This window comes from Flagellimonas lutimaris (assembly GCF_003581615.1).
Lineage (GTDB): Bacteria > Bacteroidota > Bacteroidia > Flavobacteriales > Flavobacteriaceae > Flagellimonas > Flagellimonas lutimaris.
Map to the genome: position 1 here is coordinate 37517 of NZ_QXFH01000063.1, position 15835 is coordinate 53351.

At 39.4% G+C, this 15835-nt stretch carries 15 protein-coding genes; 9 read left to right on the forward strand and 6 right to left on the reverse strand.

Going from position 1 to position 15835, the window contains the following annotated elements:
• Positions 1-9: 9 nt before the first annotated feature.
• From D2V08_RS02000 to D2V08_RS02015, 4 genes are all read right to left on the reverse strand, one after another.
• The gene (locus D2V08_RS02000) at positions 10-2559 is read right to left on the reverse strand and encodes a phosphoenolpyruvate carboxylase (RefSeq protein ID WP_119606440.1); all 2550 of its coding nucleotides are present in this window, start codon (positions 2557-2559) and stop codon (positions 10-12) included.
• Between the two features lie 171 nt (positions 2560-2730).
• Entirely contained in the window at positions 2731-3492 is a 762-nt protein-coding gene (gene yaaA, locus D2V08_RS02005; protein WP_119606441.1) for a peroxide stress protein YaaA, read from the reverse strand.
• An 88-nt stretch (positions 3493-3580) separates the two neighbouring features.
• Positions 3581-4612 (reverse strand): RluA family pseudouridine synthase, encoded by a 1032-nt coding sequence (locus D2V08_RS02010; protein WP_119606442.1) that lies wholly within the window; start codon positions 4610-4612, stop codon positions 3581-3583.
• Positions 4613-4614: 2 nt separating this feature from the next.
• Positions 4615-5202 (reverse strand): PASTA domain-containing protein, encoded by a 588-nt coding sequence (locus D2V08_RS02015; protein ID WP_119606443.1) that lies wholly within the window; start codon positions 5200-5202, stop codon positions 4615-4617.
• Between the two features lie 79 nt (positions 5203-5281).
• Here D2V08_RS02015 and D2V08_RS02020 point away from each other — a divergent pair, with 79 nt between their 5' ends.
• The 5 genes from D2V08_RS02020 (at position 5282) to D2V08_RS02040 (ending at position 11012) form a co-directional block, all read left to right on the forward strand.
• A complete protein-coding gene (locus D2V08_RS02020) occupies positions 5282-6256 on the forward strand; it encodes a D-alanine--D-alanine ligase (RefSeq protein ID WP_119606444.1) in 975 nt (324 codons plus the stop codon).
• A gap of 33 nt (positions 6257-6289) precedes the next feature.
• The gene (gene coaD, locus D2V08_RS02025) at positions 6290-6745 is read left to right on the forward strand and encodes a pantetheine-phosphate adenylyltransferase (RefSeq protein ID WP_119606445.1); all 456 of its coding nucleotides are present in this window, start codon (positions 6290-6292) and stop codon (positions 6743-6745) included.
• 197 nt (positions 6746-6942) lie between these two features.
• Positions 6943-8769 (forward strand): PAS domain-containing sensor histidine kinase, encoded by a 1827-nt coding sequence (locus D2V08_RS02030; RefSeq protein WP_119606446.1) that lies wholly within the window; start codon positions 6943-6945, stop codon positions 8767-8769.
• Positions 8756-9169, forward strand: a complete 414-nt coding sequence (locus tag D2V08_RS02035; protein WP_245980470.1) for a response regulator — start codon at positions 8756-8758, stop codon at positions 9167-9169. Before D2V08_RS02030 ends, D2V08_RS02035 begins: the two co-directional genes overlap by 14 nt.
• A 70-nt stretch (positions 9170-9239) precedes the next feature.
• Complete coding sequence (locus D2V08_RS02040; RefSeq protein WP_119606448.1) at positions 9240-11012, forward strand: M14 family metallopeptidase; 1773 nt, start codon at positions 9240-9242, stop codon at positions 11010-11012.
• Here the strand turns inward: D2V08_RS02040 and D2V08_RS02045 are convergent.
• On the reverse strand, positions 11005-11604 hold the full coding sequence (locus D2V08_RS02045) for an NUDIX hydrolase (RefSeq protein WP_119606449.1): 600 nt from the start codon (positions 11602-11604) through the stop codon (positions 11005-11007). The two genes, D2V08_RS02040 and D2V08_RS02045, sit on opposite strands and share 8 nt — an antisense overlap.
• 7 nt (positions 11605-11611) lie before the next feature.
• Between D2V08_RS02045 and pyrE the strand changes: the two genes are divergently transcribed.
• Positions 11612-12250 (forward strand): orotate phosphoribosyltransferase, encoded by a 639-nt coding sequence (gene pyrE / locus D2V08_RS02050; protein ID WP_119606450.1) that lies wholly within the window; start codon positions 11612-11614, stop codon positions 12248-12250.
• A 9-nt stretch (positions 12251-12259) separates the two neighbouring features.
• Entirely contained in the window at positions 12260-12658 is a 399-nt protein-coding gene (locus tag D2V08_RS02055; RefSeq protein ID WP_119606451.1) for an SRPBCC family protein, read from the forward strand.
• Here the strand turns inward: D2V08_RS02055 and D2V08_RS02060 are convergent.
• The gene (locus D2V08_RS02060; RefSeq protein WP_119606452.1) at positions 12652-13395 is read right to left on the reverse strand and encodes a biotin--[acetyl-CoA-carboxylase] ligase; all 744 of its coding nucleotides are present in this window, start codon (positions 13393-13395) and stop codon (positions 12652-12654) included. The genes D2V08_RS02055 and D2V08_RS02060 overlap by 7 nt on opposite strands.
• Before the next feature lie 82 nt (positions 13396-13477).
• Between D2V08_RS02060 and rsfS the strand changes: the two genes are divergently transcribed.
• Entirely contained in the window at positions 13478-13855 is a 378-nt protein-coding gene (gene rsfS / locus D2V08_RS02065; RefSeq protein ID WP_100817468.1) for a ribosome silencing factor, read from the forward strand.
• Between the two features lie 6 nt (positions 13856-13861).
• Complete coding sequence (gene ftsH / locus D2V08_RS02070) at positions 13862-15811, forward strand: ATP-dependent zinc metalloprotease FtsH (RefSeq protein WP_119606453.1); 1950 nt, start codon at positions 13862-13864, stop codon at positions 15809-15811.
• Positions 15812-15835 lie beyond the last annotated feature (24 nt).

Sequence of the window (15835 nt, forward strand, 5' to 3'; positions counted from 1 at the left end):
GTCTTTTTCCTATGCCGAATTCCTACTAGCGTTGATGTTTCCGTACAATGAACGGGTAACAATCTTTTCGTAGAGTTCTTTGTATTCCGAATTTTGGGTGATGTGGTACAGCGCGTTTTGCTGAATCACCAACAACGGCAACACAATCTTTTCCCTGATTTTCACCGACTCCCTAGAAACGGCTTCGTCCTCCATCAAAATTTTAAGACCCGAAATCTGCAACAACATCTTTTTGGACAATTGGAATTCATCGTGCAGAATATTCCAGAAATCACCAAACTCGGGATCATCCTTCATGTAATTGGTCAAGTCAAAATTGGATTTTGCCAAGGACATCATACTATTCAACATCAAAGCTTTAAAGAAAGGGACCTCTTTATAAAGTTTTTTCACCTCATTTAATCGTCCTTCTTCTTTCATTTGCTGAATAGCAGAACCCAACCCAAAATAACCGGGGACATTTTGTTTCAACTGGCTCCAAGAACCTACAAACGAAATGGCACGAAGGTCCGACAATGTCAATTGTTTTTTGTTGCCACGTTTTCCCGGCCTACTACCAATATTTGCTTTAGTATAATATTTTAGGGTACTCCTATTTTCCAAGTATGGGATAAATTTCTCATGCTGTTTTAGGGCATCATATTTATCAAAACTGAGTTCAGAGAGTTCTTCAATCAGTTTTCGCTGGGAGGCAGAAATCGTATGTTCCTTACCAAAAAGATTATTGCTTAGCCCCGCAGTGAGCAACTGCTCGGAATTATGAATAAACTGCTCCTTGGTGCCATAGGTACTGGTAATCGTCTGCCCCTGAATGGTAAGCTGTATCTCATGATTGGCCACATCTTTTGTCTGGGCAGCATAGAATTTGTGGGTTTTACCTCCACCCCTTGCCGGCGGCCCTCCTCTACCGTCAAAGAAAATAGCGCTAACGCCATTTTTCTTGCAGACTTTGCTCAACGTTTCTTTGGTCTTTAATATGGACCAGTTGGCTTTTAGGTAACCACCATCTTTGGTACCGTCAGAAAAGCCAAGCATTATGGTGTGAATATCCCTTCTTCGTTCAAGGTGTTGTCTATACTGTGGAATATCGAACAAGGTTTGCATCACTTCTTCCGAAGCGTCCATACCGTTCATGGTCTCGAATAAGGGAACAATATCAAAAGTAATTTCTTTCTCGTCCCAACCACACCATCTGAACAATCCGAACACAAACAATACGGAAAAAATATCTTCAGAATTACTGATGATATAGCGATTACATCCATCTTCTCCGTTCTTCTCCTGTACTGCCTTTAAATTTTGAATGTTGACAATGGTATCTTTTACAATTTCATCATCAAAATCCTTTGGATTTAATTTAAAGTCTTCCCTAAGCAGCAAGTTGACCAACTCTTTTTCCTTGAGCTCCTTAATACTTTCTTTGATGACTCCTTGTTTTTTCAATACCGTTTCCACTACCAATGCATGCTTGCTATGGTCTTGGCGAATATCCAAGGTGGCAAAATGTGTTTTGAAGATATGTACCTTATCAATAAACTGATCCAGTTCATCCAAATACAACCCGTGATAATACTCAATCAAATTTTCCCGAACCGAACTCAAATGCTCAACAATTCCTTCATAGGAAATCGGTGCATTGGGGTCGAACATAGCTTGATACAATTTACCGCTCAACTCATTAAGCTCTCCTTGCATTCCTTTAAAGGTCAATTTTTTACGGAGGTTCTTCAATTCATTATAGTAGCACTTCATTAGGGTCAACCTTAATTCATCGGCTACTTGTTTGGTAATGTCCGCTGTTACAAACGGGTTTCCGTCACGGTCACCCCCTGGCCAGAATCCCAGTTTCATAAGGTCGTAGTTCTCAAACTTATCGTCCCTAATATTGCTTTTTACATACTGGTACAATTCTCCAACAGCATCATAATACGTGTTACGAAGAATATAGATAATGTTTTTCGCCTCATCCAAGGGCGTTGGTTTTTTTGCATTGATCAAGGATGTCAATCCCAATTGTTGAAGAGTAACATCAATATCATGAATTCTATCTTCATCAATCAACGAGCGTAGTTCTGCGATAATATCCAAAACAGCTGGCGTGTAGAACTGCGTAGGGTGAGCCGTTAAAACAATGCGCGCACTAAAAGTTGACAATTTTTTGGAGACCTTGTCCCAATTTTTGGTACGGTTCACCAGTTCAAAATAATCCTTGATGGTCAACGAACTACTGTATTCTTGCAGTTTGGGAAAGGCAGAATCTTCCACACTATCGTACAACACCACTTGGCGTTCTACATACTGCACAATTCTGAACATAAAATCCAATCGTTCCCGCTCATCTTGAATATCTACAAAATTGGAAAAGAACACCTCTAATATCTCTTGTGGCTCTTTACCCTCCTTAAGTCCTTTTTCGCACTGATCGAGTAAAAGCGGGATGAGAATCCCAACATTTTCGACATTCTTGTAGGGCAAGCTCAAGAAAAGGCTATTATAGATATTGAATTTATTGGTTACCGATTTTTTAAATTCTTCTAACCGTTTAGTCTGCTGCTGCATGAATATGTTTTATGTTAGTTTAAAAATAGACAAACACTCAAAGGTCGTGAATAATGTATAACCTCAGGGTTAATTTTAAGTGTATCACAATTTAAGGCATGTGCACTTTAATCGTAACAACATGCCTTGTCGACTATAACTTAAAGATTACTTCGGATTTTACCAAAGTTTTTATCGGATGAATACGGGTTCGTTTTTCTTTACCGTATGTTCTTCGCTGTACAGATATCCGTCGTAGTCAAAATTTTTGATATCGTCCAATGTTTCGGCCCCAGTATCCAAAATGTATCTCACCATGGAACCTCGTGCTTTTTTGGCATAAAAACTAATGACTTTGAGTTTGTCATTTTTCCAATCCTTAAACACTGGAGCAATTACTGGCACCTTAAGATTTTTATCATCTACAGCGCCGAAGTATTCGTTGCTGGCCAGATTTACAAACAATTCGTCATCCTTTAATTCATTGTTCAAGGATTCGGTGATTTGGCCTTTCCAAAACTCGTACAGGTTCTTTTTACGACCCACTTTCAGTTGTGTACCCATTTCCAATCGGTAAGGCTGCATCAAATCCAAAGGTTTTAAAACACCGTACAGACCAGACAGGATTCGCAAGGTGTCTTGCAAGCGGTCCAATTTGTCTTCTGGGATGGTGTAAGCATCCAACCCTTGATACACATCACCATTAAATGCATAAATGGCTGGTCGGGCATTATCTTCGGTGAAAGGCAATGAAAATTGTTGGTTACGCTCCCAATTCAGATCTGCCAGTTTATCCGAAATGGACATCAGTTCCGACAACGCCTTTGGCTTTTTCTTTCTCAAAACGGAGTTCAATTTTTCCGCTTGTTCCAAAAATTGGGGCTGACTATATTTTGATGTGGGCAAAGCCGTATCATAATCAAGCGACTTTGCTGGAGATATCACAATTTTCATCTTATTCTAATTTTTGTAAAAATAACGAGGATTTTACTTTTTTGGAAGGGTATTCCAAAGGTGTTTTCAATCTTAAGATTGAAGAAAACTATGATTCGTGATGTTTGGAATATCCTCGCCACTTTTCAATGCAGTTCACCATATCCTCGGGCAGTTCAGAATTAAAACGCATAAAATCACCCGTAACAGGATGCTCAAAACCAAGGGTTTTGGCATGCAAAGCTTGCCTAGGCAACACTTTAAAGGCATTCTCCACAAACTGTTTGTATTTGGTAAAAGTGGTGCCCTTTAAAATCTTGTCGCCACCATAACGTTCATCATTGAACAAAGTGTGGCCAATATATTTCATGTGAACCCTAATTTGATGGGTTCTTCCAGTTTCCAACTTACAGGAAATTAAGGTAACATAGCCAAAACGTTCCAATACTTTGTAGTGGGTAACCGCTTCTTTGCCCTCGTCGCCATCGGGAAATACCATCATCTGGAGACGATTTTTGGGATTCCGGGCGATATGTCCTTCAACGGTTCCTTCGTCTTCTTCCACATTGCCCCAAACCAAGGCCACGTATTCCCGCTCACTACTCTTATCGAAAAACTGCTGTGCCAAATGGGTCATTGCCGACTCTGTTTTGGCGATTACTAATAATCCTGATGTATCCTTATCTATCCGGTGCACCAAACCGGGTCTGTCCGAACTGTTATTGGGCAAGTTTTCAAAATGGTAAACAAGTGCATTGATCAAGGTTCCCGAATAATTCCCGTGGCCAGGATGCACCACCATGCCGGCTGGTTTATTAACAACCAGAAGCACATCATCCTCATAAACAATATCCAAAGGAATGTCTTCCGGAGTCAGTAAAAACTCATAAGGTGGATGTTCGAACATCACCTTTACCTCATCCCCGGCTTTTACCTTGTAATTTTGTTTTACAATGGAACCGTTTACCCAAATATGCCCCTTTTTAGCGGCTTGTTGAATTTTATTCCGGGTGGCGTTCTCTATAAAGTTCATCAAGAATTTATCCACGCGCAAGGGCTCTTGGCCTTTCGAGGCCACAAAAGCATGATGCTCATAGAGGTCATCCTGAGATAGTTCATCTTGATTATCTGATGTATCCATGATTAATTGGAGTCTGCCTTCACCCTAGCGCTGCCGGGAATAGTTCCGTTTCCACATATCAGCTCCACTTTGGAGGTTTTGGGCAATTTATCTCCGGGCTTTATATACTTCCCTTTGTATTTCATTCTGTAGACCATGTCCTTGCCCAGTTCATCTATGTAAGTTACACGTTCCACTTCCAAGCCTACGGCTTTTAGCATGGATGATGCATTACGTTGGGTTACTTGGACAATATCCGGCACGGTCACCTTTTTGTATCCCGATGGGTTTACCGTAAAATATATTTTACGGTTGGTCTTTACCTTATTCCCCGCTGGCGGGTTTTGGTCCAATATGGAAAATCTTGGATAATCTGGATTAAAATCTGAGGAGTCCAACACTTGATATCGTAAACCGGCTTCCTCAACTGCCTCTCGCATCTCCATTACCGACATCTTCGAAAAATTGGGCACTTCCACAAATTCACCATGGTTAGTTGTACCCTTGAGCCATTGCAAGGCAACAAATACCAAAACCAGAACTGCCACTGCGGCTAATCCAAGCTGGATTAAAAAAGTCTTACTTTTTAAAAAGTTGAAAAAATTTTTCATGTAGTTCACCTTAACGGGACAAATATAGGAAAGCCAACCCTTTTTTCTTTATTTTGGCTTTGCGATATTTTACAAGTCAATGAAAAAGAACATTGCCATCATAATGGGCGGCTATTCCAGCGAGCATAATATTTCCATTAAAAGCGGAAATGTAGTATTCAAATATCTGGATGCAAAAAAATACAGTGCATACCGAATCGTCATAACCAAAGAAAAATGGTTTTATCTAGATGATGAGAATCAAGAGCATCCTGTTGAGAAATCTGATTTCAGTATCCATGTTGATGGTGTAAAGATTCAATTTGATTGTGTTTTCAATGCCATACACGGAACACCAGGAGAAGATGGCTTAATGCAAGCTTACTTTGAACTGTTGGGGATTCCACAAACTTCCTGCAACCATTATGAGGCAGCGCTCACTTTTAATAAACGTGACTTGTTAAGTACACTCAAACCTTATGGAGTGCCTTGTGCCACTTCTTATTTTTTGAATAAAGGCCAATCGGTTGACGAGAATGCCATCGCGGACAAAGTAGGGCTTCCTTGTTTTGTAAAGGCCAACAGGGCCGGTAGTAGCTACGGGGTTTCCAAAGTGCACAAAAAAGAAGATCTGGGCAATGCTATCGAAAGCGCATTTAAAGAGGATACCCAAATCATTATCGAATCTTTTCTGGACGGTACGGAAGTTTCTGTCGGCGTTATCACCTACAATAATGAAGTTACTGTTCTGCCAGCGACCGAAATCATCTCAGAAAACGATTTTTTTGATTTTGAGGCCAAATACATGGGCAAATCAAAAGAAATTACTCCTGCTCGAATAACCGCGACACAGGAATCGAATGTCAAAAAGTTAGCAGAGCACATCTATAAAATGTTAGGATTAAAAGGATTTACCCGAAGTGAGTTTATTTTTATTGGTGATGAGCCACATCTTCTGGAAGTAAACACTACCCCTGGACTTACCGAGGAGAGCCTTCTGCCTCAACAGGCAAAAACAGCAGGAATTTCCCTCGAGGAGCTTTTTGATAGTGCGATTGTTGAAGCTTTGCGATAGAAACCTTATTTTTAAAAAACTTTATTCCACAACATGAGACGTGCACTGTTCCCCGGGTCCTTTGACCCACTTACTTTAGGACATTATGATATTATAAAAAGAGGTGTCACTCTTTTTGATGAATTGGTCATAGCCATTGGAATAAACGCAGATAAAAAATATATGTTCTCATTGGAGGAACGTGTTAAGTTTATTGAAGAGGCTTTTAAAGACGAGCCAAAAATAAAAGTGACCACCTATAAGGGAATGACAGTTGACTTTTGCAAAAAAATAGATGCCAATTTTATTTTGAGGGGATTAAGGAATCCAGCGGATTTCGAATTTGAAAAAGCCATTGCTCATACCAATCGAAAACTTTCTGAAATTGAGACTGTTTTTCTATTGACTTCCTCTGGCAAATCCTACATCAGTTCTTCTATAGTACGAGATGTTATTAGAAATGGAGGTGACTACACCGGATTGGTTCCGGATACCGTTTTCGTCAAATAAGAACACGGTAAAATCACGTCGGTCAAAACTATTGGTAAGTAATTTCTTTCATTTATATTTTAGCATAACATGCCTTAATTGAGCGAATACCACATTAATAAGTGTTTTCACAACAATAAATCTTACAAAATAACCAATAATTATACTTTGGTCAGAAATTTCTTAGAGAAATAACGTTTTTAAACATCCCCCTAGTTTTGAAAGCAGTTAAAAAAGTTGACCAATTTTATTTACTTAAACAATTGCCCAAGGCAACAGCCCTTCTTTGTAAGAAAGGAATCTTGCTCGATGCATCCTGCTCTTGGCTCGACATTTTTGGTTTGCCTCCACAAGATGAAACTACCAAAACTAAAGTTTCCTTATTGTACTCAGAAATTCCAGATCTAAAAAGAAGACTTAAAGAAAATAAGTCGTTCTCTCTTCAACATAAAATAGAAAATACCGATGGTACCCGCTATTTGAAAAGTTATTTTGCTCCTTGGTTCGATGAAAAAGAAAATGTAATTGGAACCATCATCCAGACCGACGACATTACCCCTGAAGTTCAAAAAGAACAACAAATTGACTGGTTGAACAATATTTTGGAAACTAAGGTCGAAGTATCTGAAACTGGGTGGTGGGAATTTAACGTGCAAACAGAAGAACTTTCTTGGTGCAAGGAAACAAAACGAATACACCAAGTTCCCGACTGCTTTGAACCCACTACGATAGAAGCCATTAACTTTTTTAAACCAGGATATAGTCAGAATAAGGTTTCCATGCTTTTTCACAAAGCGATTGCCAGCAACCAATCATACAACACGAAATTAATGATTGTAACCTTTAATGGTGAAGAAAGATGGGTGCGAATAACTGGAAAACCTTTTGTAAAAGATGGAAAAGTCATAAAAGTATTCGGGACAATCAAAGATATTCACGATCAAGAAATAGCCGAGACCAGGATAAAAGAACACCAGCAATTACTTTCTACATTGGTAGATAGTCTTCCATTGAACGTTTATGTAAAAGACCTAGAGTCCAGAAAGGTATTGGTAAACAAAGGTGAGTGCAACTACTTCGATAAAAGGGTTGAAGAACTCATAGGCAAGACCGATTTTGACCTCTATGGAGAGAAAGATGCACAAATATCAAGAGAAGAAGATATCCAAGTCATGAAAAACCTTACCCCAATTATAGGTAAGGAAACCGTTAGTACGCTTAATGGCAAAACCACACATTTCTTGACCTCTAAAATCCCGCATTTTGACTTAGAAGGCAAGGTTTGCGGACTCATAGGCATGAGTTTGGACATCACCGCCATGAAAAAGAAGCAGGAGGAACTGTGCAACTTGATCAACATAACCTCCATGCAGAACCAAAAACTTATCAGTTTTGCACATATCGTTTCGCACAATTTAAGGTCGCATTCCGCTAATTTCTCCATGCTTTTAGGATTCTTAAACTCCGAAAAAGATCCACAAGAAAGAAAACGTATTATTGATATGCTTACCCAGGCTTCTGACAATTTATTGGAAACCTTGGGCAACCTTAATCAAGTAGTAGATATAAACACCAAGACAGCGGAGACAAAAAAGCCACTTAACCTACAAAATAATATTGTTAAGGTACTTGAAAATTTTTCAGCCTTATTGGACAAGGACGATTCTCAAATCATAAATAATGTTGAAGAAAATATTGAAGTATCCTGTATTCCCGCTTACCTAGACAGCATAATATTAAACCTTGTCTCCAATGCTGTCAAATATAAAAGCCCAAACAGAACGCTCTTGATTACCATAAATGCCGTAAAATCCACTGAAGGAGTTTTATTGAGCATTTCTGATAATGGAATGGGAATAGATTTGGATAAGTACAGAGACAAAATTTTTGGTATGTACAAAACATTCCACAACAGAAAGGATGCCAAAGGCTTTGGTCTATACCTTGTAAAGAACCAAATTGAAGCCATGGGCGGAAGTATAACAGTGCAGAGCGAAGTTGACAAAGGCACTACATTTAATGTGTATTTTAATGAAGAAAGTTAGTTGTATTTTTATCGTGGATGATGACCCCATTACAGTATTTGGCATCAAAAAAATGTTGAAGTCTGTTGCAAGTTGTGACGACATACAAATTTTTCAAAATGGACATGAGGCTCACGAGGCAATCAAAGAAAGGCTGAAAGAAGGAAAAATAATTCCCGAGGTCGTTTTCTTAGATATAAACATGCCCATAATGGATGGTTGGGAATTTCTTGATGAATTGATTGCATTAGATATAAAAGAACATATCACAATCAATATGATCACCTCCTCGATTGACCCGTTGGACTACAAAAAGTGGAATGGCTTTAAAAATAGGTGTCCTTATACACTCAACTTTAAGAACAAACCCATTTTTAAAATCGAGGCCAACGACCTTGGCTGTATGGATATAGCCTCTTAAATTATAATATTCTGTATTTTTGAAGCCGCCAAGCACATGTTTTTGTGCGAATCAAAGTTCCCGAAGTATTTTGAAGTATATAGTTTTTTTAGCGGCCCTTTTCCTTTTTATATCCTGTGAATCCGAGACCCAGGATGAAAAATCCTCCTATCCAACCCATTATGAATCCTCTGATGGCATGGAAACGGCTACCTATCAACAAACCATCGATTATTATATTACCCTTGCACGTGATTTTCCGGAAATAAACATTCACACCATCGGCAAAACGGACAGTGGCTATCCTTTGCACACGGTGACATTTAATCCTGATGGAGATTTTAACTACGAAAATATTCGCAAGGAAAAATCCATTATCCTAATCAATAACGGGATACACCCTGGTGAGAGCGATGGTATAGACGCCACAATGATGCTCTATAGAGATTTGGCCACCAAAAAATTGGCCATGCCCAAAAATACAGTATTGGTCACCATACCCATCTACAACATAGGAGGTTCGCTTAATAGAAACTCCACCACAAGGGCCAACCAAAACGGCCCTTTGGAATATGGTTTCCGAGGAAATGCGCGCAATTATGATTTAAATAGGGATTTCATTAAAATGGACACCCAAAATGCCCAGACGTTCGCTCAAATATTTCATATGGTAAAACCCGATGTTTTTATCGACAACCATGTAAGCAACGGAGCAGATTACCAATACACCTTGACCCACCTTTTTACCCAGCACAACAAACTTGGAGGTGAAATGGGAGAATACCTGCACGACACTCTAATGCCCAGCCTTGAAAATTCCTTGGCCGAGAAGGAGTGGGACATTACCCCTTACGTCAATGTTTTTAATACACCGCCAGAAATGGGATTCAGTCAATTTATGGATCACCCAAGATATTCCACAGGATACACAACACTTTGGAGCACCTTGGGCCTAATGGTGGAGACCCATATGCTAAAGCCATACAAACAACGTGTTGAAGGCACATATGATTTAATGCAGAGCCTGATCGAAGTAGTTGAAGTAGAACACAAGAACATTAAAGTGCTTCGCAAGAAAACCTTGGAAAACAACTTGGACCTTTCAGAATATTACTTTAACTGGCAAGTAGACACCACACAAAGTTCCATTCTTAAATTTAAGGGTTACGAAGCGGAACAATTTACAAGCGAAGTAACCGGGCTTCCCAGATTAAAATATAACCGGGACAAACCGTTTACCAAGGAGACAGTTTACCAAGATTATTTTTACCCATTAGATACCGTTGAAGTGCCCGATGCCTACATTGTAAAAAGAAGCTGGAAAAAAGTAATTGAACGATTGGATGCAAATAAAATTCAATATTCACCCATAAAAAAAGACACTGCGCTTTCCGTAGAAGCCTATAAAATAAGGAATTACGATACTCGGAATGCTCCATACGAAGGTCATTACCTCCACTCTAATACCCAGGTGGACAAAGGCATTAAAAAAGTTCATTTTAGAGAAGGTGATTTATTGGTACCAACCCGTCAGCCGGGGATTCGCTATCTTATGGAAACCTTGGAACCTCAAGGTGCAGATTCATTTTTTAACTGGAACTTTTTTGATACCGTACTGCAGCGCAAAGAGGGTTTCTCCCCTTACGTTTTTGAAGATGTTGCGCTGGAAATGTTGCAAAAAGATTCTTTATTATTACGGGAATTCGAGGCAAAAAAAGAAGCTGAACTCAATTTTGCCAACAATTGGTACGCGCAATTAAATTGGATTTTTGAACGCTCCGAGCATTTTGAGGAAGCTTACCTTACCTACCCCATTTTTAGGATAGCAAAAAACATTGATGCCTCTGGATTACTCTCTAACTAAAAGGCCAATCCTCGAACAATATCTTAATGTTGTGGTAAGAATTTTTTAATGCTTTTTTGGTCTTTTTGGGGCCTTTCCACTTTACTCTTTTAATACCTTCTGATTTTTCCGGCACCAATTTTCCTTTGTAATCAGTGGACATAATGAACCAATGCGTTTGCTTCAATCGGTACTCCCCGTTTCTTTTAAATACATGAAAAGTAGTATGGAGAAATTTTTCAATCTTAAGGTTTTTTACCCCAGTTTCCTCCTCTACTTCGCGAATTGCTGCGCGTTCTATGGACTCTCCCTTATCTACTTTTCCTTTGGGCAGATCCCATTTTCCATTTCGGTAAATAAACAGAACTTTTCCCTTTTTGTTTACTACAAATCCGCCACCTGCAACTACTACGGGAATTTTATGCATAAAAAGCTTCAGGATTTTCTGTTCATCAGGATGGTACAGATAAGCTTTTTTAATTTTCTTTTTGGACAAAAGTCGAATAGCCTCAACAATGGAATCACCATCCAAAGAAAACAAATTACCGTTGGAATCCTGGGGGCGCTCGTTTGTTAAAATCAGTGGAGCCTCATTAACAAAAACTTCATACATTTGCGCAATGGTTTTAGATAAGGGTATCGCAAAAAAAACAGCCGAGCTGTTATTACAAATTAATGCAATAAAGTTGGAACCTGAAAATCCTTTTACATGGGCTTCAGGTTGGAAATCGCCTATTTATTGCGATAATAGGGTCATGCTCTCCTACCCCATGGTCAGGAATTTTGTAAGGGAAGAAATCGCAAAGCAAGTTGAAAAACTCTACGGAAAGCCTGATGTAATTGCCGGAGTAGCTACGGGGGCCATTGGAGTAGGCATTTTAGTCGCCGAAGCACTTGGACTTCCATTTGTTTATGTTAGACCCAAACCGAAAGAGCACGGAAGGCAAAACCAGATTGAAGGGTATTTTGAAGCAGGGCAAAGTGTGGTTGTCATTGAAGATTTGATCAGCACGGGCAACAGCAGCCTTAACGCAGTAAAAGCACTTAAAGAGCAAAAAGCCGATATTAAAGGAATGATTGCCATTTTTACCTACGGGTTTCCCGTTTCCACGGAAAATTTTGAAAAAGAAGGTGTGGAACTCCATACCCTATCCGATTACGAAAACCTTATTGAGCAAGCTTCGGAAACCAACCATATTCAAGAAAACCAATTACAGACATTATTAGAGTGGAGATCAAATCCACAAGAATGGAAATAAAATTTTACAATGCATATTGAAGCCTCAAAAAAGAAAGTAGCCAAAAGCGATAAAGAAGTATTTGAGTTCTTGACAGACATCAAAAACTTTGAAACCTTAATGCCGGATAATATTGACAAATTTGAAGTCTTGGACGAAAACACATTCAAATTTGCATTAAAAGGTATGCCCGAAATTGTGCTTAGGTTGAAAGAGCAAAACCCAAATGACAAAGTGATTCTGGGTGCCGCAAGCGATAAACTTCCGTTTACCTTAACCGCAGATATCACTTCTTTAGGAGAGAATGAAAGCGAGGTAGCGTTAAGTTTTGAAGGTCAATTCAATGCCATGATGGCCATGATGATCAAGGCACCTATCACTAATTTTATGGGAACGCTGTCCAACAATATGGATAAAATAGGTCAGTAAAGCAGGCTTACTTCCTTTAAGTCAAATTCTTTAAAAACCCTATCCTCCAATTCGAGTACCAATTTGCCCGATGGTGACACCTTACGGATATACCCCATAAACATTTCATCTTGCTCATTTGTAAAGGTCGATGGTTTATCTTTTCTAAAAAGCATCTTTTCGTAGGCAGGCAATAATTGAGGTACCGTTTTTGCCTCGATTCCCTCAAAATAAAACCTGATACGTTCCAATATCATAAGAAGAAGCTCATCAAGATTAAAATTACGGCCCGTTATCGCTTTTAAGGAAGATGCTTTATCCAAATTCGCAAAATCAGTTTGGTTCACATTTAAGCCAATTCCGATAATGGAATGACCTACCTTGTCGCCTTTCAAGACATTTTCAATCAAAATACCACAAATTTTCTTGGAACCTGACATAATGTCGTTGGGCCATTTAACTTTGACTTTGGGAACCGAAAGTTCACTCAATGTATCAATAACAGCCAAAGAAACTGCAATGTTCAAAACAAATTGGTATTGGACATTCAGCGAATCAAATTTTTTTAACACACTGAAGGTAAGGTTTTTACCTCCTTCTGACTGCCAAGAAGTTCCCATTTGCCCCCTACCCTTAAGTTGATTCTTAGTAACAACAACAGTGTAATCAGATAGATTTTCAGAACGCAACAAATCCTTTAAATATAAATTTGTGGACTCCGTGGCATCAAGTTTGAGTATTTGAAAATGTTTTCCCAATATGGCAAGCCTTTATGATTTGTTAAAAACTAGGGCTAAGAAAACAAAAAAAACATAACTTTGTAAAAACTAAAATTTTTGAATGCAGAAAACGAAAGCTAGCGCAGATGAATTGATTGCCTTAATCTTAGAAGGAATAGAAGATGTTAAAGGAGTTGATATAAATCTACTTGACCTGAGGGAAATCGAAAATACAGTTTGCGACTACTTTATCATCTGCAATGGTACTTCCAACACGCATGTAAATGCAATTGTTTCCTCTATCCAAAAAAAGGTCAGTAAAGCCATTCACGACAAGCCATGGCATGTCGAAGGCTCTGAAAATGCCGAATGGGTGCTGATGGATTATGTCAATGTTGTAGTGCATGTATTTCAAAAACATATTAGGGAATTTTATGACATTGAGGGACTTTGGGGAGATGCCAAAGTTACTATGGTGGAAAGCAGTTACAATTCTTAAAAAAAAATGGCAAAAGAAAACAATCCAAATAATACCCCGAAAAAACCACGTCTTAGTTCGTGGTGGATATATGGTGTGGTAATCGCCTTGATCATTGGCTTCCAATTTTTTGGAGGAAGCAGTTTTTCGAGTACAGAAAAAACCACAACATCAGAATTACAGGAATTTTTACGCAACGGTGACATTTCCAAAATCGTTATCATTACCAATACACGTCAAGCCAAGGTTTTCCTCACCGAGGAAGCTTTAAAGAAAGATGTGCATAAAGGTGTGGCCGAAAAACCACTATTACCTTCATCTGGACTGGTACCCCAATATGTTCTCGATTATGGTGATCTTCAGATTTTCCAAAATGAAATCACTGAAATCAAAAAGGAAAACAATCTGGATACCATTGTTGAGTTCGATACAGAATCCAACGTGCTCGGTGAAATATTCTTAACCCTGTTGCCATTTGCACTGATTATCGGTATCTGGATTTACCTGATGCGAAGGATGTCAGGCGGTGCCGGAGGTGGTGCAGGCGGACAGATTTTCAACATTGGAAAATCGAAAGCCAAACTATTTGACGAAAAAACAGATACCCGCACATCATTTAAAGATGTTGCCGGTTTGGAAGGAGCCAAAGAAGAGGTCCAGGAAATCGTAGAATTCCTTAAAAATCCAGATAAATACACTTCCTTAGGTGGTAAAATACCCAAAGGAGCCCTTTTGGTAGGCCCTCCTGGAACAGGTAAAACATTATTGGCGAAAGCTGTGGCAGGAGAAGCTAAAGTGCCATTCTTCTCGCTATCAGGTTCCGACTTTGTAGAAATGTTCGTAGGGGTTGGCGCATCAAGGGTGCGCGATTTGTTCAAACAAGCAAAGGACAAATCTCCTGCTATCATTTTTATTGATGAAATTGATGCCATCGGACGTGCAAGGGGTAAAAATAACTTTACAGGTTCCAATGATGAACGGGAAAACACCCTTAACCAATTATTGACCGAAATGGATGGTTTTGGAACCAACACCAATGTAATCGTATTGGCTGCGACCAACCGTGCCGATGTATTGGATAAAGCATTGATGCGTGCAGGACGTTTTGACCGTCAAATTTATGTTGACCTACCCGACCTGAACGAAAGAAAAGAGATATTCGAAGTACACCTGCGTCCCATTAAGACTGCCGAAACCTTGGATTTGGACTTTTTGGCCAAACAAACACCTGGATTCTCGGGAGCTGACATTGCCAACGTTTGTAACGAAGCGGCACTTATCGCTGCCCGTAAAGAGAAAAAAGCGGTGACCAAGGAAGATTTCTTGGATGCCGTGGATAGAATTGTAGGTGGTCTGGAAAAGAAAAATAAAATCATCACCCCCAATGAAAAGAAAACCATTGCATTCCACGAAGCAGGCCACGCCACTGTAAGCTGGATGTTGGAACATGCTGCACCTTTGGTAAAAGTAACCATTGTTCCTCGTGGACAGTCGCTGGGAGCTGCATGGTATTTGCCCGAAGAACGTTTAATTGTTCGTCCAGAACAAATGCTGGATGAGATGTGCGCCACAATGGGTGGTAGAGCTGCAGAAAAAGTAATGTTTGATCAAATATCCACCGGGGCCCTGAGCGATTTGGAAAAAGTTACCAAACAGGCTCGTGCCATGGTAACGATATATGGGCTAAATGAGGAATTGGGTAACATTACCTATTACGATTCATCAGGTCAGAACGAATACGGGTTCACCAAGCCCTATAGTGAGGAAACAGCCCAGAAAATTGACCAAGAGATTTCCAAAATGATTGAAAAGCAATATCAACGGGCTATCCAATTGCTAGATGATAATAAAGACAAGCTTACTGAACTTGCAGAAAGACTTTTGGACAAAGAGGTTATTTTCAAAGATGATTTGGAGAAGATTTTCGGCCAAAGACCTTTTGAAAAAGAGGAAGAGGAACTTGAGCCTGCCAAATAAAATTATTGCGTAAAGTCTAATCAA

What these genes read in the sequence shown, in the direction of transcription:
- rsfS (WP_100817468.1), top strand. Translation starts at nt 13,478, where the DNA reads ATGCAGAAAACGAAAGCTAGCGCAGATGAATTGATTGCCTTAATCTTA.
- D2V08_RS02055 (WP_119606451.1), top strand. Translation starts at nt 12,260, where the DNA reads ATGCATATTGAAGCCTCAAAAAAGAAAGTAGCCAAAAGCGATAAAGAA.
- pyrE (WP_119606450.1), top strand. Translation starts at nt 11,612, where the DNA reads ATGGTTTTAGATAAGGGTATCGCAAAAAAAACAGCCGAGCTGTTATTA.
- coaD (WP_119606445.1), top strand. Translation starts at nt 6,290, where the DNA reads ATGAGACGTGCACTGTTCCCCGGGTCCTTTGACCCACTTACTTTAGGA.
- D2V08_RS02045 (WP_119606449.1), bottom strand. Translation starts at nt 11,604, where the DNA reads ATGTATGAAGTTTTTGTTAATGAGGCTCCACTGATTTTAACAAACGAG.
- ftsH (WP_119606453.1), top strand. Translation starts at nt 13,862, where the DNA reads ATGGCAAAAGAAAACAATCCAAATAATACCCCGAAAAAACCACGTCTT.
- D2V08_RS02035 (WP_245980470.1), top strand. Translation starts at nt 8,756, where the DNA reads ATGAAGAAAGTTAGTTGTATTTTTATCGTGGATGATGACCCCATTACA.
- D2V08_RS02010 (WP_119606442.1), bottom strand. Translation starts at nt 4,612, where the DNA reads ATGGATACATCAGATAATCAAGATGAACTATCTCAGGATGACCTCTAT.
- yaaA (WP_119606441.1), bottom strand. Translation starts at nt 3,492, where the DNA reads ATGAAAATTGTGATATCTCCAGCAAAGTCGCTTGATTATGATACGGCT.
- D2V08_RS02000 (WP_119606440.1), bottom strand. Translation starts at nt 2,559, where the DNA reads ATGCAGCAGCAGACTAAACGGTTAGAAGAATTTAAAAAATCGGTAACC.
- D2V08_RS02015 (WP_119606443.1), bottom strand. Translation starts at nt 5,202, where the DNA reads ATGAAAAATTTTTTCAACTTTTTAAAAAGTAAGACTTTTTTAATCCAG.
- D2V08_RS02020 (WP_119606444.1), top strand. Translation starts at nt 5,282, where the DNA reads ATGAAAAAGAACATTGCCATCATAATGGGCGGCTATTCCAGCGAGCAT.